14 protein-coding genes are annotated in these 17,477 nt (G+C 68.4%); 8 read left to right on the top strand and 6 right to left on the bottom strand.

All coding sequences use genetic code 11. The features are described 5' to 3' along the window. Positions 1–141: 141 nt before the first annotated feature. Together F464_RS0103985 and F464_RS0103980 are read left to right on the top strand one after the other, a co-directional pair. The gene (locus F464_RS0103985; RefSeq protein WP_228214952.1) at positions 142–513 is read left to right on the top strand and encodes a hypothetical protein; all 372 of its coding nucleotides are present in this window, start codon (positions 142–144) and stop codon (positions 511–513) included. A 110-nt stretch (positions 514–623) separates the two neighbouring features. Then, positions 624–1,547: a VTT domain-containing protein gene (locus tag F464_RS0103980; RefSeq protein WP_026295724.1), complete on the top strand. Its 924-nt coding sequence runs from the start codon at positions 624–626 to the stop codon at positions 1,545–1,547. A 12-nt stretch (positions 1,548–1,559) separates the two neighbouring features. Here the strand turns inward: F464_RS0103980 and F464_RS0103975 are convergent, their stop codons facing one another. From F464_RS0103975 to F464_RS0103955, 5 genes are all read right to left on the bottom strand, one after another. Next, on the bottom strand, positions 1,560–2,501 hold the full coding sequence (locus F464_RS0103975) for a ribose-phosphate diphosphokinase (RefSeq protein ID WP_018988484.1): 942 nt from the start codon (positions 2,499–2,501) through the stop codon (positions 1,560–1,562). A gap of 189 nt (positions 2,502–2,690) precedes the next feature. Continuing rightward, positions 2,691–3,002: an EF-hand domain-containing protein gene (locus F464_RS0103970; RefSeq protein ID WP_018988483.1), complete on the bottom strand. Its 312-nt coding sequence runs from the start codon at positions 3,000–3,002 to the stop codon at positions 2,691–2,693. 127 nt (positions 3,003–3,129) lie between these two features. Then, positions 3,130–4,350 (bottom strand): exo-beta-N-acetylmuramidase NamZ family protein, encoded by a 1,221-nt coding sequence (locus F464_RS0103965; protein ID WP_018988482.1) that lies wholly within the window; start codon positions 4,348–4,350, stop codon positions 3,130–3,132. A gap of 26 nt (positions 4,351–4,376) precedes the next feature. Next, positions 4,377–4,919 carry a DOMON-like domain-containing protein gene (locus tag F464_RS0103960; RefSeq protein ID WP_018988481.1) on the bottom strand — a complete coding sequence of 181 codons (543 nt, stop codon included), beginning with the start codon at positions 4,917–4,919 and terminating at the stop codon, positions 4,377–4,379. Then, positions 4,916–6,949 (bottom strand): TonB-dependent receptor plug domain-containing protein, encoded by a 2,034-nt coding sequence (locus F464_RS0103955; protein ID WP_018988480.1) that lies wholly within the window; start codon positions 6,947–6,949, stop codon positions 4,916–4,918. Before F464_RS0103955 ends, F464_RS0103960 begins: the two co-directional genes overlap by 4 nt. A 280-nt stretch (positions 6,950–7,229) precedes the next feature. Between F464_RS0103955 and F464_RS0103950 the strand changes: the two genes are divergently transcribed. Then, complete coding sequence (locus F464_RS0103950; protein WP_018988479.1) at positions 7,230–7,991, top strand: TerC family protein; 762 nt, start codon at positions 7,230–7,232, stop codon at positions 7,989–7,991. Between the two features lie 51 nt (positions 7,992–8,042). Here F464_RS0103950 and F464_RS0103945 read toward each other — a convergent pair whose 3' ends face one another. Next, positions 8,043–8,309 (bottom strand): hypothetical protein, encoded by a 267-nt coding sequence (locus F464_RS0103945; RefSeq protein ID WP_018988478.1) that lies wholly within the window; start codon positions 8,307–8,309, stop codon positions 8,043–8,045. 158 nt (positions 8,310–8,467) lie between these two features. Here F464_RS0103945 and F464_RS0103940 point away from each other — a divergent pair, with 158 nt between their 5' ends. The 5 genes from F464_RS0103940 to murB all read left to right on the top strand — a co-directional run bounded on the left by F464_RS0103940 (position 8,468) and on the right by murB (position 17,364). After that, a complete protein-coding gene (locus tag F464_RS0103940) occupies positions 8,468–10,102 on the top strand; it encodes a peptide chain release factor 3 (protein WP_018988477.1) in 1,635 nt (544 codons plus the stop codon). A gap of 207 nt (positions 10,103–10,309) precedes the next feature. Beyond that, entirely contained in the window at positions 10,310–13,519 is a 3,210-nt protein-coding gene (locus F464_RS27830; RefSeq protein WP_018988476.1) for a transglycosylase domain-containing protein, read from the top strand. 133 nt (positions 13,520–13,652) lie between these two features. Next, entirely contained in the window at positions 13,653–15,770 is a 2,118-nt protein-coding gene (locus tag F464_RS27825; RefSeq protein WP_018988475.1) for a DUF6600 domain-containing protein, read from the top strand. Positions 15,771–15,857: 87 nt separating this feature from the next. After that, positions 15,858–16,328: a PACE efflux transporter gene (locus F464_RS0103925; protein WP_018988474.1), complete on the top strand. Its 471-nt coding sequence runs from the start codon at positions 15,858–15,860 to the stop codon at positions 16,326–16,328. Then, complete coding sequence (gene murB, locus F464_RS0103920; RefSeq protein WP_084600410.1) at positions 16,270–17,364, top strand: UDP-N-acetylmuramate dehydrogenase; 1,095 nt, start codon at positions 16,270–16,272, stop codon at positions 17,362–17,364. The genes F464_RS0103925 and murB overlap by 59 nt, the downstream gene beginning before the upstream one ends. Positions 17,365–17,477 lie beyond the last annotated feature (113 nt).

Raw genomic sequence — 17,477 nt, 5'->3', positions numbered from 1 at the left:
GCTTTTCAGGTTACGCCTTCTTACCGAGAAACCGGTAAGTCTGCGCTATGCTTGGAATGGGCGATGGCGTCCGTCCCGTCCATCGCCGCTGCCTGCACCGGCATCGCGCCGATGCATCTTTTCGACAGGAGAGACCCGATCATGCAAACACGCATGCGAAACCGCCGGTCTCGCGGACCGGCTTCCATTACCCGCTTACTCGTCGGCCTGGTGCTCGCGCTGGGCGTGACGGCATCGCTGTCTGCCGCGGCCGGAGAGGGTTCGACGACCGCCGAGGACGTCGGCCACGGCGTCGGTTCGACGATGCACGACATCGGCACCGGCGCGCGCGATGCCGGCAAGGAAGTGGGGCAGGCTGCCGGGAAGGCCGGCAAGACGGTCGGTCATACCGCGCGTGACGCAGCGGTCGTGACCTGGGACGCGATGAAGCGCACCGGCATCACGATCGGCCACACCGTGCGCGACGGCAGCAAGGCCTTCGTGCGCGGGATCAAGGGCGAGCCGGAGCGCTGAACCCGCAGTTCGCGCCGATTCCTCCCGGCTGGGATACGGAACCACGGTTTTCGCGAGAGAATCGTGGTTCTTTCGTTTTGGAGCTGCCCGGCGACGCCGGGAGCGGCGTGATGGATCTCAGCCAGATCACCGAAGCAATCCAGCGCGACGCCGTTTGGGTCGTGTTCGTCAATGTGCTGCTGCAGCAACTCGGTCTGCCGGTGCCGGCCGTGCCGACGCTGCTGGTCGCGGGCAGCCTCGCGGCGGGCTCCGGCCAGGCGGGCGCGATGCTCGCGGCAGCGGTCCTGGCCTCGGGCGTCGCCGACTGGGTGTGGTATCTCGCGGGGCGCATCTTCGGCTATCGCGTGTTGTCGGGCCTGTGCCGGCTGTCGATCAATCCGGGATCCTGCGTGACGCAGACCGAGGCGCGCTTCATGCGCTGGGGCCTGTGGTCGCTGGTCGTCGCGAAGTTCGTGCCGGGCTTCTCGACCGTCGCGCCGCCCATCGCGGGGTCGCTGCGCATGCCGCTGCCGGGCTTCCTGGCGGCCGCAGCAGCAGGGGCGGCGCTGTGGGCGGGGGGCGCGATTCTTGCCGGCTGGTGGCTGCGCGACGAGCTGCAGGGCGCGCTCGCGGCGATGAGTCGCCACGGCACGACGATGATCGTCGGGCTGGCCCTTGCGCTGGGCGGGTGGATCGCGTGGAAGCTGTGGCAGCGCTACCGCTTCGAGAAGCTCGCGGCGATCCCGCACATCACGCCGTCCGAACTGATCGAGGCGATGGCGTCCGACGCCCCGCCGCTGTTCCTGGACCTGCGCGGTCCCGCGCTGATCGCGACCGGGGGGGCGATCGACGGCGCGCGCGCGGCCGAAATCGACAAGCTCCTGCTGGCGGTAGGCGATTGGCCGCTCCAGCGGCCGATCGTGACGATGTGCGCCTGCCCCGGCGACGCGACCGCGGTGCGTGCCGCCCATGTCCTGAGCGATCTCGGTTACGCCGCGGCGCGGCCCCTCAAGGGGGGCTATGAAGCCTGGCTGGCGGCGAACCGCCCGGCCTGAGCCGCCGCGCCCTTACTCGAACAGCGCGCCGACGCTCTCGCCGCTGTGGATGCGCTCGATCGCGGACGCGAAGAGCGGCGCGACGGTGAGCTGCGTGATCTTGTCCAGGCGCTTGCCCGGCGGCATGTGCACGGTGTTGGTGACGACGATGGACTCGATCGGCGCGTCGCGCAGGCGCTCGATCGCCGGGCCGCACAGCACGCCGTGCACGGCGCCGGCGTGGATCGAGCGCGCGCCGGCGGCCTTCAGCGTTGCGATCGTCGACAGCAGGGTGCCGCCGGTCGAGATCTCGTCCTCGAAGATCACGACATCGCGCCCGCGCACGTTGCCGACCACTTCCCCGTGCTTCACGTCGGTGTCGCTGACGCGGCGCTTGTCGATGATCGCCATCGGGATGCCGAGCTTCTCCGAGAAGCGCCCGACGCGCTTCGCGCCGCCGGCGTCGGTCGCCACCGCGACCATGTGCGCGAGGTCGTGGTTGCGGCGGAAGTGATCGGCGATGGTCGGGATCGCGGTGAGGTGGTCGACCGGCACCGAGAAGAAGCCGTGCACCTGGTCGGCGTGCAGGTCCATCGTCAGCACGCGGTTGGCGCCGGCGGTCTGCAGCATGTCGGCGATCAGCCGCCCGGTGATCGAGATGCGCGGCGCGTCCTTCTTGTCCGAGCGCGCGTAGGAGTAATAGGGGATCACCGCGGTGACGCGCCGCGCGGAGGCGCTGCGCAACGCGTCGAGCGTGATCATCAGCTCCATGATGTGGTCGCTGACGGGCTCGGTGAAGGACTGCACGACGAACACGTCGCGCTCCCGCACGTTATCGCGGATCTGCACGTGCAGGTTGTCGTTCGAGAAGCGCGAGATCTCCAGCGGACTCAGCGCCAGCCCGAGCTTGTCGCAGATTTCTGCGGCCAGCGCGCGGTTGGAGTTGCACGCAAAGATGCGCAGGGCGTCGTTCATCGCATTCGCTCCGGTGGCGGACGTGTCGCGCCGCGGGTCGGGCGCAACACCTGGTTGCGAATTGTAGCCGGCGGGAAGGGGCCGCGGCAGGCTGCGATGATGTATGAAGGCGACTCAGGCGACCGGACGCCGCGCGCCGCGCCGAGTCAGGCTGATCAAGGGCGCAGCGCTACACCAGGGACGCGGATCTCAGGTGCGCGGATCCATGTGCTGGAAATAGGCGACCCACTCGGTACGGTCGATCTTGCCGTCGGAATCGGTGTCGATGTCGCCGAAGTACTTCACCAGCGGCGCCGAGGCGCGTGCTTCCGCGGCGTCGATGCGGCCGTCGCCGTTGCGGTCGAGCAGGCCGAAGACGTAGTTCGCGTCCGGCTCGGGTTCAGTGGCGCGCTGCGGCTGGGAGTCCAGGGCGGCGGGTGTGAAGGCGCCGGCGGCAGCGGCGACCACGGGGGGCAGCACGCACAGCGCGAGCGCGGCGCGGATCAGGCTTTTGGTTAGCACGTTGTTTCTCCATCCTGGTGGTTTCCGCGGCAAATGCGGAAAACCGCCGCCACTATGCAAGCGTCGGGCCAGTCATGGAAAAGTGATTTGTATCAAGCTGTTGAAGCCGGCGATAGCGTTGCGCCGTTTAGCGGTACAGCAGGAAGGGTTCGCGCGCGGTGGTCCAGCCGGACTCGTCGGGAGCGGTCAGGGCGTCGAGGTCGGCCGGCGTCGCGGCCGGATCGTCCACCCAGTGGCGCAACAGTTCGCTGCCGTTGATCAGGTCGATCGCGAGGCGGTCGTGCTCGTACTCGTAGGGGAAATCGCGCCACAGCGGGTAGTCGGGCTGCAGGCCGCGCAGCGCCTTGAAGGCGAGCGCCTGCAGGCGCCACGGACGGAATGCGGCGTGGTCGTAATGCGCCGGATCCTCGACGTGGATCTGCAGGCCGCTGCACAGCTTGCCGGCGTGCTTGTGGAAGGTCGGCTCGAACCAGCACTCGCGCAGCACGCAGCCGCCGAGCCAGTGCGGGGCGAGGCGTTGCATCTCCGTGCGGATCGCGCGCGCGTCGATGTCGGGCGCGCCGAAGAGCTCCAGCGGGCGCGTCGTGCCGCGGCCTTCGGACAGCGTCGTGCCTTCCAGCATCACGGTGCCCGCGTAGGCGCGCGCCATCGACAGGTTGGGCGCGTTGGGGCTGGGGTTGACCCAACTGCGCTCGTCCAGCGGCCAGCCGTGGCCGGGCGCGGCGTCGGGCTGCCAGCCCTCCATCGCGACGACCTGGCAGTCGACGTCGAGCTTCAGCGTCGCGACGAACCAGCGCGCCAGTTCGCCCATCGTAAGGCCGTGGCGCATCGGCAGCGGCCCGGCGCCGACGAAGCTCTCCCAGCCGGGGCGCAGCACCAGGCCCTCGACCGGGCGGCCGGCGGGGTTGGGGCGGTCCAGCACCCACACCTCCTTGCCGTGGCGCGCGGCGGCTTCGAGCACGTAGCGCAGCGTCGTGATGAAGGTGTAGATGCGGCAGCCGAGGTCCTGCAGGTCGACGAGCAGCACGTCGAAGCTGTCCAACATCGCATCGGTCGGGCGGCGCACCTCGCCGTACAGGCTGAACACGGGGATGCCGTGCGCCGGGTCGATGAAGTCGGGCGACTCGACCATGTTGTCCTGCTTGTCGCCGCGCAGGCCGTGCTGGGGGCCGAAGGCGGCGCTGAGCCGCAGGTCCGGCAGCGCCGCGAGGGCGTCGAGCGAATGCATCAGCGCGCGCGTGACCGAGGCGGGGTGGGCGAGCAGGGCGACGCGGCGGCCGGCGAGCGGGCGGCGCAGCGCGGAGTCTTCGAGCAGGCGGTCGAGGCCGAACCGGATTGAGGCGGTCATCTTTTAGTGGCAGTGCGCGACGCGACTCAAGGCAGCGTCAGCGTGAAGGCGTCGCGGAGGTGAAAATCGGGGCGCGCACCGGGGTGGCGCAGGGCCCAATAGGATAGCGTGCCGTCGAGGGCTTCGACGACCGTCGTGAGGCCGAACTGGAGTGGTGAGCCGTGCGTCACTGCCTTCGCGTCGATCGAGGCTTCGAGGATCAGGCGTCCTGCTTCGTGCGTCACCGAAATGCGTGGCGCGGGCACGGCGCATTCATCGTGGCGTCGAATGCGGTAGTCGTCGAAGTCGTAGATGGCCCATTCGCCGGAGGGCGAGAAGTTGAACTCGCGATAGGCCGGGCTGCCGGGGATGCCGATGAAAGCCTCGCAGCACGTGTGCGCCCACAGCCCGTCCGCCATTCGGGCGGCACGGCGGCTCGGGACCGCCACCTGCCGGAGATTCCCCACCAGTTCGAAACGCAGCCGCAGGCTGTCCCTGTCCTCGCGGGCGATGGTTGCCGCGATCGAATCGATCGGGCCGGGCGGGCTCGCCGGGTAAGGACGAAGTTGCGCCGTCGCCGCAGCAGTCACGGGCGTTTGCCGCGCTCGAGCGCGACGCTGAGCGAGAGGTATGCGGTCGGGCATACTTCGTTAACGGGGTCGTTCGAGCCGCTTGCAGCCTGCTGGCTGCGGTCGGCGAATTCCTGGTGGCGGGGCCCGATGTTCTGGGCGGTGAGGCCCAGTTGCACCGTGTGTCCCGCGATGTTGGTCGTGTAGGTGATGTTCGCGTCGGACGTCGTGTAGGGCCGGGCGACGAAGCGATAGCGCGGCACGTAGCCGTCGCCGCCCGCAAGCGGCCCCATTCGCAACACGCTGAACATGCTCTTCCAGCCGCCACCCCAGTCCTGGATCCAGCTGACGACCGCGGAGTAGGGGGCGCTGCGGTCCTCGATGCCGGGGTGGCTGCTGTCGCGGTCGATGATGGCGTGTGCGACGCGCAGCTCGGTGCCGGGCCGGGGGCGCGTCGACAGCTCGTATTCGATGCCGCGCAGGCGCACCGCGGAGTCGAGGTTCTCGTAGCGCGTGGACCCGAGGAAGGGCGACAGCAGCGGTGCCGGCACGGGGTCGGGCTGCGGCACGCGTACGACGAAGTTGCGGATGTTCTCTTCGAACACCCGTACGTCCAGCGTCGTGCTCCAGGTCTCGAAGCGGCCGAAATAGCCGATTTCGCTCGCGCCCACGCGCGTCTGTTTCAGGTCGGGATTCGGCAGGTAGGGGCGAACCAGCACCGCGTCGCTCGCCGGATCGATCGCCCGGATGTCCGAGTAGCGCGCGAACACGTTGTGCTGACGCAGGCCGCGGGAATATCCGGCGCGCAGCGTGTGTCCGGGTGCCACCTGCCAGTTTGCGAAGGCGCGGGGGCTGAGGTGGGTTTTCGCGCCGGAATACTTCTCCACCGCGCCTCCCAGGTTCAGCGTTACATCGTCCCGCGCACGCCACTCCACGTTGCCCGATCCGCGGTACAGGTACTGGACATCGGGGTTGCCGCCGAAGTAGAGGAAGGGTGCGTCGACATCCTCGCGCTGCGCCTCCAGCCCCCACACGTGCTGCAGGTCCGGGGTCGGGGTGCTGCGCCGCTGGATCCCCACGCTGTCGCGCACGTTCTCACGGTTGCGGTCCAGCGGCACGGCCGGGAACATCGGTGCGCTCGCAAACCACTCGTCGCGCACGCGTTCGTGATTGCGGTAGTAATTGACCAGCCACTCGTCGTCGGCCGACTCGTTGTGCTGCCACTGCAGATGAAAGTCGTGGCTGCGGTTCCAGCTTTGGCGAGTGCCGTTGTTGTCGAACACGGAATTCGGATAGCCGTTGCCGCGCTCTCCCGTGTTGCCGGCGAGCCGCACGAGCAGGGCATCAGCGGCGTCGATCTGCAGGTCTCCGCGGAGGGAGAAGGTGTCGGTGCGACGGGTGTCGTGCAGGCCGTCGAAACCGTCATCGCGCTGTGTGGCTGCAGTGGCGCGCAGGGTCAGCGGGCTGTCGCCGCCACTCCACGTGAAGGTCGCGTCGCGGATGCGGTCGTCGCCCGCGCGCAGATTTACCCGCAATCCCGGGTCCTCCACGCTGTGGCGAGTGATGATGTTGATGACGCCGAGGAAGGCGTTGGCGCCGAAACTGCTTGCATTCGTCCCGCGCACGACCTCGATGCGGTCGACCTCGTCGAGCGCGAGGGGCAATCCGGTCCAGTCGACACCGCCGAAGGCGCTGCCGTTGATCACCGAACGGCCATCGACCAGTACCTGCATTTCGGTCGGGTAATCGCTCGACAATCCGTGGTAGGTCACCCATTGCGCGTGCCCGCGTTCCTGCCCGACCTGCATGCCGGCGACCAGACGCAGTACGCGCGCGAGGTCACGGTAGCCGGTCGCGGCGATCAGCTCGCGGTCGATCACCGTCACTGCGCCGGGTACCTCGTGCCTGGGCTGGGGCAGACGGGTCGCGCTCAGCACCAGCGGCAGCTCCTCGAAGTAGGGCGATTCGGCCGCGGATGCAGGAATCACGACGCTCGCAAGCAATGCGATCGTCAGGTGCGGGCTGAGGAGGTGGGACGGGAAGGCGGCCAACTGAATTTCGGTCCAGGCGCAGTGGATGCGAAACCTCAAAGCATACCTTGAACCCTATGCCAGGTGGGGGTATGCAGCATATTTCCGATGATTATATCGACGTGATCGGCGTGCGCCGACATGCAATGGTCGGTTGCGCCGGTGCGGGGGGCTGCAGGTCCGGAAGGCTGCGGGTCGGCGGCAGTCAATCAGGAATTGCGGAAGCTTTGCTGCGGTTCCGCAATTCGCGTTTCTTGCCGGCCGCATGTTATACAGGCGGGATTGCCCATTTGATGCCGCCATGATCGAATTCCTGACCGACCCGCAACTCATCGTCGCCTTCCTGACCCTCACCGCGCTCGAGCTGGTGCTGGGCATCGACAACATCATCTTCATCTCGATTCTCGTCGATAAGTTGCCGCCTGAACGCCGCGCGTTCGCGCGTCGCCTCGGCCTGTTCCTGGCGATGTTCATGCGCTTGGCGCTGCTGTCCCTCCTCGCATGGCTCGCCGGCCTCAACCAGGCGCTGTTCGAGCTGTTCGGCCACGGTTTCTCGGCGCGTGACCTGATCCTGCTCGGCGGCGGCCTGTTCCTCGTGTGGAAGAGCACCGGCGAGATCCACCAGCTGATGGAAGGCGAGGAGGGCGAGGCGTCGTCGGCCGTCAAGGCGACCTTCACCGCCGTCATCATGCAGATCATCGTCATCGACCTGGTGTTCTCGCTCGACTCGATCATCACCGCGATCGGCATGGTGAACAACCTTACCGTGATGATGGCCGCGGTGGTCGCCTCGGTCGGCCTGATGATGGTAGCGTCGGCGCCGATCGGCAACTTCGTGTCGGCGCACCCGACGGTGAAGATGCTGGCGCTGTCCTTCCTGATGGTGGTCGGTGTGGTGTTGATCGCCGAAGGCTTCGGCCATCACGTGCCCAAGGGCTACATCTACTCGGCGATGGCCTTCTCGGTGGTGGTCGAGATGCTCAACATCCGCATGCGCAAGCGCGGGGCCAAGCCGGTGGCGCTGCACGAACCCTACGTCGCCGAGAAGCAGCCGGCACGCTGATAAAGGTGATGCGCCGGGGAAGCCCGGCGAGATCGACGGCGGCGGGAAGGTTCAGCCCTTCGCGCCGCCGTTGCCGTTTACGCCCTGCGCGCGCTCCTCACGGGCGATCGCCGACAGGTCGCGCAGATACCATGCCGCATAGCCGAATCCGGCCGCCGCCACCAGCGCCGTGAAGGCCAGCGTGCCGTCGAAGGGCAGTCCGCCGGCAAGGTTCGCGACGACGACATAGCCGAGATAGCAGGCGGCGACGAGGCCGCCGAGGATGCGGGTCAGGGCGAAGATCTTGCGCTGGCGGAGCGTGGGCGTGGCTTTGGGCATGGTCGGCGAAACCGGCTGTGGGTTAGGCGCGCATGATCGCAGATTTCGGCCGCTTCGCCGCCATTCTCCTGCGATCACCCCTAATTCCTTGATAGAATTGCGTTTGTCTCCGCCTCGCCGATTCCGGCCGGCGGCTTTGTTTTTTTGCGATCCGATCCATGGCCGACATCCCCTCAGTGCCCCCCTACCCGCCCGAACTGCTGCGTGACGTCGAGAAGCGCCGCACCTTCGGCATCATCTCCCACCCCGACGCGGGCAAGACCACGCTGACCGAGAAGCTGCTGCTGTTCGGCGGCGCGATCCAGCTCGCCGGCACGGTCAAGGCACGCAAGAGCGCGCGTCATGCGACCTCCGACTGGATGGAAGTCGAAAAGCAGCGCGGCATCTCGGTGACCAGCTCGGTGATGCAGTTCGAGTACCAGGGGAACACCATCAACCTGCTCGACACCCCGGGCCACCAGGACTTCTCGGAAGACACCTACCGCGTGCTGACCGCGGTGGATGCGGCGGTGATGGTCATCGACGCCGCCAAGGGCGTCGAGACGCAGACGATCAAGCTGCTCGAGGTGTGCCGGCTGCGCAACACGCCGATCATCACCTTCGTGAACAAGATGGACCGTGAGGTGCGTGAAACCTTCGACCTGCTGCAGGAGATCGAGGAGGTGCTGAAGATCGACTGCGCGCCGATCACCTGGCCGATCGGCATGGGCAAGACCTTCCGCGGCGTGTATCACCTGCTCGAGGATCGCGTGCTGCGCTTCACCGCGGGCGAGGAGAAGCGCAGCGAGGGCGAACTCATCAAGGGCATCGCGAACGCGCAGCTCGATGAGCTGTTTCCGCTCGAAGTCGGCAAGTTGCGCGAGGATGTCGAGCTGATCCAGGGCGCATCGAGCCCGTTCTCGCTCGGCGACTTCCTCGCCGGCAAGCAGACGCCGGTGTTCTTCGGCTCGGGTATCAACAACTTCGGCGTGCAGGAGATCCTGCAGGCACTGATCGACTGGGCGCCGCCGCCGCAGCCGCGGGTGGCGGGCGTGAACGACACCGACACCCGTCTCGTGCTGCCGGCCGAGGCGCCCTTCACCGGCTTCGTGTTCAAGATCCAGGCCAACATGGATCCCAAGCACCGCGACCGCATCGCCTTCTTCCGCATCTGCTCGGGGCGCTACACGTCGGGGATGAAGGTCAAGCACGTGCGTGCGGGCCGCGAGATGAAGCTCGCCAACGCGCTGACCTTCATGGCCAACGAGCGCGTGCTGATGGAAGACGGCGTCGCCGGCGACATCATCGGCATCCACAACCACGGTCAGCTGCACATCGGCGACACGCTCACCGAAGGCGAGAACCTCGGCTTCAAGGGCATCCCGTATTTCTCGCCGGAACTCTTCAGCGCCGCGCGCCTGCGCGACCCGCTCAAGTCCAAGCAGCTGCAGAAAGGCCTGCAGGAGCTCGGCGAGGAAGGCGCAATCCAGGTGTTCGAGCAGGAAGGCGGCAACATGCTGCTCGGCGCGGTCGGCCAGCTGCAGTTCGAAGTCGTCGCGCAGCGCCTCAAGGACGAGTACAAGGTCGACGCGATCTTCGAATCGGCCGACATCCACACCGCGCGCTGGCTGACCTTCCCGGACGAGCTCACGCGGCGCAACTTCGAGCGCGAGCAGTCGATGCGCATCGGCAAGGACGTGGACGGCAACCCCGTGTATCTGGCCTCCAGCCGCTACAACCTCGAAGTGACGATGGAGAAGTGGCCCAAGGTCGGCTTTCACGCGACGCGCGAGCACGGGCAGGTGCTGGCCTGAGCGGGGGAGCCGGCCTCCGCGGCCTTGTGTCACCGTTCGCCCCGAGCTCGTCGAAGGGCATACGCAGGGCGTCGATAGGCTCAGTCCGAACTGTGTCGTAGCTGCCTGGCTGATCAGAATTGCTGCGCTGCACCACGGTGCGGCTGTTTCCTTCACGCAACACGGGTATCTGGATGGCGTGCCGATGGCGGATAATCCCCGCATCTCATGCACTCGGGCGCCAACGTGTCAGGTAACACCAGCAACAAGAAGCCGGAACGGCGGGGGTGGTTCAGGGTGCTGCGGCGCTCGCTGTTCTGGCTGTGTGTCCTGGCGATCATCGTCGGCGGCGTCGCGGCGTACTACGAAAGCGAAACTTCCTGGCTGCAGTCGCGCGAGATTCCGCGCTACGCGGCGAAGCTCGCCTGGGAGCTGCAGCCCGGCCCGAGCGACGCGATCCGCTTTCCCGAGCACGGCCCTTTCGACCAGCGCCTGGGCTACACGCAGCTGACGGAGTTTTCCGAGCGCCTGGCCGCGCGGGGTTACGCGATCGAGCGTCAGGCGCGTTTCTCCGGCTCGCTCCTCGACTACGCCGGCCGCGGCTACTTCCCGCCGTACCGCGAAAAGACGCGCACCGGCCTGTCGGTCAGCGATGCGCGCGCCGAATCCCTGTACGCGACGCACTACCCGATCCGCCATTACGAGGCATTCGACAGCATCCCGCCACGCATCGTGCACGGGCTGCTGTTCATCGAGAACCGCGACCTGCTCGACACCAGCCGGCCGCACATGAACCCTGCGGTGGATTGGGCGCGCTTCGGCCGCGCGCTCTTCGCCCAACTCGTAAAGGTCGTCGACGAAGACCTCAACACGCCGGGCGGCAGCACGCTGGCGACGCAGACCGAGAAATACCGCCATTCGCCCGACGGCGTCACGCACTCGCCGCAGGAGAAGCTGCGCCAGATGGTGTCGGCGAGCGTGCGCGCCTACCGCGACGGCGCGGAGACGCTGCCGGCGCGGCGCGAACTGGTGCTCGACTACCTCAATACCGTGCCGCTGTCGGCCGCTCCCGTGTATGGCGAGGTGCATGGCCTGGGCGACGGCCTGTGGGTGTGGTTCGGCGCCGATTTCGCGCGTGTGAACGAGCTGCTCGCGAAGGACGAGGCGAGCGGCGAAGAGCTCGCGGAGCAGGGGCTGGCGTTGCGCCAGGTGCTCGCGCTGATGATCGCGCACCGCCGCCCCTCGCACTACCTCGGCCGCGGTCGCGACGATCTCGCCAAACTCGCCGATGCGCACCTGCGCATCCTCGCCGAAGGCGGGCTGATCGGGCCGGGGCTGCGCGATGCGGGCCTCAAGGCGAAGCTCGTGTTCCGCGACCCCGCGGTCGATCCCGCGCGCGTGCCGGTGCCGGCGGACAAGGGCTCGACGCTCGTGCGCACGCGCATCGCGGGCATGCTCGACGTGTCGCTGTACGACCTCGACCGCCTCGACCTGCGGGCCTCGACGACACTCGACGGCAAGCTGCAGGAGGTCGTCACCGAGTACCTGCAGCGGCTCGCCGAACCCGAGTTCGGCCGCGACGCCGGCGTCATCGGTGAGCGCCTGCTCACGCCGACGCAGCTCGACAAGGTGCATTACAGCTTCACGCTGTTCGAGCGCACCCCAGGCGGCAATCGCGTGCGCGTGCAGACCGACACCACCGACCAGCCGCTCGACATCAACGAGGGCAGCAAGCTCGAGCTCGGCTCCACGGCCAAGCTGCGCGTGCTCGCGACCTACCTCGAAATCGTCGCCGAGCTGCACCAGCGCCACGCGGCGCAGCCGGTCGCGGAACTGCGTACGGTCCAGGTCGACGGCCATGACCACATCAAGCGCTGGGCGATCGACTACCTGATCCGCACGTCCGACCGCAAGCTGCCCGCGATGCTCGAAGCGGCGCTCGAGCGCTCCTATTCGGCCGGCCCCGGCGAGGCCTTCTTCACCGGCGGCGGGCTCCACACCTTCAACAACTTCCGCAAGGAAGACAACGGCCGCGTGCCGACGATCCGGCAGGCGCTGCAGGCCTCGATCAACCTGCCCTTCGTGCGCCTGATGCGCGACATCGTGCGCCACACGATGTACGCGGTCCCCGGCAGCACGGCGCAGCTGCTGCAGGACGACGACGATCCGCGCCGCAGCGAATATCTCGCCAAGTTTGCCGACCGCGAGGCGCAGGTGTTCATGCGGCGCTTCTGGCGCAAGTACAAGGGCCAGAGCCCCGAGAAGATCCGCGCGACCTTCATGGACGGCCTGCGCCCGAGCGCCGACCGCCTCGCGGCGGCCTATCGCTACCTTAACCCCGGGGCCGACCTGCAGACCTTCTCCGCCTTCGTGGCCGAGCGCCTGCCGGCGGCCGAACTCGGCGAGGAAAGGCTGGCCACGCTGTACAAGCGCTATGCGCCGGGGGCCTTCGACCTGCCCGACCAGGGCTTCATCGCGCGCGTGCACCCGCTGGAACTGTGGCTTGCAGGCTACCTCGCCACCCATCCCGAGGCGAACTTCGACGAGGCGGTGGCCGCGAGCAAGGCCGAGCGCCAGGCCGTGTACCGCTGGCTGTTCCGCACCCGCTACAAGGGGGCGCAGGACACGCGCATCTACACGATCCTCGAAGTCGAGGCCTTCCTCGACATCCACCGCCGCTGGGCGCGCCTGGGCTATCCGTTCAACCGCCTCGTGCCCTCGCTCGCAACGGCTCTGGGCAGCTCCGGCGACCGTCCCGCGGCCCTGGCCGAGCTGATGGGCATCATCGTCAATGACGGCGTGCGCCTGCCCACTGCGCGCATCGACCGCCTGCACTTCGCGTCCGGCACCCCGTACGAGACGGTGTTCGCGCGCCGCCCGAGCGAGGGCGAGCGCGTGATGTCCTCGGAAGTCGCGACAGCCCTGCGCGGCGCGCTGTCCGAAGTCGTCGAAGGCGGCACCGCACGCCGTCTGGCCGGCGCCTTCACCGCACCCGACGGTTCTCCGCTGGCGGTCGGCGGCAAGACCGGCACCGGCGACAACCGCATCGTGATCTCGGGCGGGCGCGGCCAGGTGAAGGGGGGGGTTGCGATGAACCGCACCGCGACCTTCGTCTTCTACCTCGGACCGCGCCACTTCGGCACCCTGACTGCCTACGTGATCGGACCGGACGCCGCATCGTTCAAATTCACGTCCGGCCTGCCGGTGCAGATCCTGAAGTCGATGGCGCCGACGCTGCTGCCCTACCTGAGCCAGACCGTCGCCGAACCCGAGCCGGCGCGCGTGCCCCCGACCGAGCCCCCGCGCGATCCGGAGGCGTCCGCAGAGGAGCCGGTGCGCGGCAGCGCCGATGCGGGCATGGCCACCGGCGAGGTGCGTCCGCTGGTGCCCGCGCCGGAGGGGCAGGGCGTGGCGGAGCGGGCGCGGCCGCAGAATTGAAAGGATTTGTGTGGGGGGTCGGCAACGACGTTTCATGGCCGTTGAATACTCAGGATTCCGGCGCGCTTGCGGAAGATACGAGGTGCGCCGGATCCGTCCGCCCCGGCAGGGGCTAGTCCGGAGTGACACCGAAATGGTCCGCAACTTGAAGAACGTCTTGCGACTGCTGTTTGTCGTGCCGCTGGTGCTTGCCCTGACGGGCGCCAGCGGCGCCGTCCTGGCCGACCCGCCGTCGCGCGCGGGGCGGTTGTCCGTGGTCGAGGGCGAAGTCGCCCTGCGGCGCGACAGCCGCCGCGACTGGGTGAGCGCGGCCGTGAACCTGCCGGTTACGACCGGCGACGAGATCGCGACCGAATCCGACGGGCGCGCCGAACTGCGCATCGGATCGAGCGTGTTGCGCCTTGACCAGGCGACCTCGGTCGAGGTGCTGCGGCTCGACGACGAGCGCATCCGCGTGCGCCTGAAGGAAGGCAGCGTCGCGATGCGCATCCGCAGTGCCGACCGCGAGGACGCGATCGAGGTCGAGACGCGCGACGGCGTCGCGGTGCCGGCGGAGCCCGGCCAGTACCGTGTCGACTACGTCGATTCCGGGACGCTGGTGAGCAACCACCACGGTCACATCGACTTCCGCACCGACGACCGTCATGTGAGCGTCACCGAGGGGCGCCGCGCCCAGATCTGGAGCGACGGTCCGACCGACGTCCAGTGGGACGATCCCGACGAGGACGCCTTCATGGCGTGGTCCTTCGCGCGCGACCGGCGCGACGACCGCATCGCGCGCAACAATTATGTTTCGCCCGAAATGACAGGTGCCGAGGATCTCTACGATTACGGCGACTGGCGCGAATACGACGACTACGGCCCGGTGTGGTTCCCGCGCGACGTGCCCTACGGCTGGGCGCCCTACCGCTACGGCCGCTGGGTTTCGATCGCGCCATGGGGCTGGACCTGGGTCGACGATGCGCCGTGGGGCTTCGCGCCCTTCCACTACGGCCGCTGGGTGCGCATCCGCAGCGTGTGGGCCTGGGTGCCGGGCCGCTACATCGCGCGCCCGGTCTATGCACCGGCGCTGGTCGCGTGGATCGGCACGCCGGGTGCGAGCATCACCTATACTTCCGGCCTGCCCAACGTCAGCTGGTTCCCCCTCGCGCCGCGGGAAGTGTACGTGCCGCACTACCGTTACAGCCCGACCTACGTGCGCCAGGTCAACATCACGCACGTCACCAACGTGGTCGAGATCGACCGCGTCGTGAAGACCCCGCAGCAGGTGCGCTACGCGTTCCGTGACCGCAGCGAGGCCGTGACGCGCGTCTCCGAGCGCATCCTGCGCCAGCCCAAGCCGGTCGCGCTGGACGTCGAGCGCCGTCGCGAGCACCGCTTCCGCGAATGGGAGCAGCGCGGCTTCCCGGTGCGCGAGGTGGTGCGTCCCGACGGTACGCGCGTGCGCACCGTGCAACCGGCCCAGCTCATGCTGCAGCGCGGTGACCGTAACGAGCGCCAGCCGGCCGTGCGCGATCAGCGCGAGGACGAACGTCAGCGCGTCGACTCCCGCCAGGAGCGCATCGAGGCGCTGCGCCAGCAGCAGGCGCGCGAGCGTGACGAGCGGACTGCGCGCGAGCAGGACCAGCAACGCCAGCGCCAGCTCCAGCGCGAACAGCAGGATCAGCGCCGCGAGCAGCTGCGTCAGGAACGCCGCGACGAGGCGGCCCCGCGACAGGAGCGCATCGAGGCGCTGCGGCAGCAGAACGCGCGTGAGCGCGAGGACCAGGTGCGCCGCGAGGCCGCGCAGCAGGAAGAACAGCAACGTCAGCGTTCGGTGTTGCGCGAGCAGCAGGAGCAGCGGCGTGACGAGGCCCGCCGTGCCCAGCGCGAGGAGGTCGAGCAGCGCCAGCAGGAACGCCAGCAACGGCTCGAGGCCCAGCGTCAGCAGGAGGCGGGCGAACGCGAGACGCGCCGGCAGCAGATCGAACAGCAGCGCGAAGAGCGCAGCCGCCAGCAGGCGACGCAGGCGCAGGAGCAGGAACGCCGGCGCGACGCGGTGCGACAGCAGACCGAGCAGCGGCAGCGTGACGTGCAGCAGCGCCAGGCCGAACAGCAGCAGCGCCAAGCCGAACCGCAACAGCGGCCGGTCGAACGTCTGCGCGAGCGGGTGCAGCGCGAACCGCAGCAGGACAACCGCCGCAGCGGCGAGGAAGAGCAGCAGCGCCGCCGCAGACCCGCCGGCCAGGAGGAGGGCCGGCAGCAGTACTGACCGGCTGCTGTATTGTTGCAGTGCAGCGGTTGATTTTGGAGGGGCGAGGTTCTATCTTGTGAGGTCGCCCCTCCGAGTCCTGTTTCCTTGTCCGTCCACCACCCCAAACTCCGGTCCGTCCGCGATCGCGCCCGGCAGGTGATCCTGTTCGAAGTCGGCGGACTCGCGCTCACCACGCCGCCTTTTGCGTGGCTGAGCGGCGTGCCGATGGGCGATTCGCTGGGCCTGCTCGCGGTCACGGCGCTGATGGCCGCGCTGTGGAATGCGGTCTATAACACCGCCTTCGACTGGATCGAGGGTCGTCGCACCGGCCGCACCGCCGACCGGCGCCCGTTCGGCATGCGTGCCCTGCACGCACTCGGTTTCGAGGGCGGCCTGCTGCTGATGACCCTGCCGGTGATCATGGCGTGGACCGGCATGGGCTGGCTGGCGGCGCTGGTTGCCGATCTCGGACTCGCGACGGCCTACGTGATCTATGCCTTCGCCTTCAATCTTGGCTATGACCGCGTCTTTCCCATCGATTCGTCTGCGACCGAGGCGCTCGTCCGTGCGAAATGACTTGTCCGGGACCGCTGCCGTGCCAGCGATCGTGCCCGATGCCGACTTGCGGCCCTTCAATACCTTCGGACTGCCGGCGCGCGCGGCCCGGCTCGCGACGATAGCGGACGCGGCCGAGATCCTTGCGCTGATCGCCGGCCCGGCGTGGATGCTGCCGCGCCTGGTGCTGGGCGGCGGCAGCAATCTGGTGTTCACGCGCGATTTCCCCGGCCTGGTGCTGAAGGTCGCGATCGCCGGGCGCCGCCTCGTCGGAGAGGACGCCGACGCATGGTACGTCGAGGCCGGTGCCGGTGAGAACTGGCACGATTTCGTGCGCTGGACGCTTGCCAAGGGCTGGCCGGGCCTCGAGAACCTGTCGCTGATTCCCGGCACCGTCGGCGCCGCCCCGGTGCAGAACATCGGTGCCTACGGACTCGAGATGGCCGAGCGCTTCCACAGCCTGCAGGCGGTATCGCTGGAGAGCGGTGAAACGCTGCGGCTCGGCCCAGCCGACTGCCGCTTCGCTTACCGCGACAGCGTGTTCAAACAGGCGCTCGCGGGCCGCGTTCTGATCACCGCCGTCACCTTCCGTCTGCCCAAGTGCTGGCGGCCTGTCACGGGCTATGCCGACGTCGCGCGCGAGCTCGCCGCACGCGGCATCGCGCAGCCTTCCGCGCTCGACGTTTCCGATGCCGTGATTGCCATCCGGCAGCGCAAGCTGCCCGATCCCGCGCGCCTCGGCAATGCCGGCAGCTTTTTCAAGAACCCGGTCGTCGATGCCGCGGTGCTGGCGCGCCTCGATGCCGCGCATCCCGACCTGCCGCGCTATCCGCAGCCCGACGGGCGCTTCAAGCTCGCGGCCGGCTGGCTGATCGACCGCAGCGGCTGGAAGGGACGCGACCTGGGGCCGGTCGGTGCCTACGAGCAACAGGCGCTGGTGCTCGTCAATCGCGGCGGCGCGACCGGCGTCGATGTCGAGCGCATCGCGCGGGCGATTCAGGACGACGTCTTCGCGCGCTTCGGCGTGCATCTGGAGGCCGAGCCGGTCTTCGTCTGAGCGTTCGCCGCGGACCCTGCCGGCCCGTGGACCGGGGGCTGAAAGCATGTAAAAATATGACCTTTGTCTGAAGGCGGACTTGCCGCCGACATGACTGCGGGCTGCCAACGGCT

Source organism: Aromatoleum toluclasticum ATCC 700605, assembly GCF_000378245.1.
Taxonomy (GTDB): domain Bacteria; phylum Pseudomonadota; class Gammaproteobacteria; order Burkholderiales; family Rhodocyclaceae; genus Aromatoleum; species Aromatoleum toluclasticum.
Note: the sequence above shows the minus strand (reverse complement) of the source record. Positions and strands in the feature narration are given on the sequence as shown.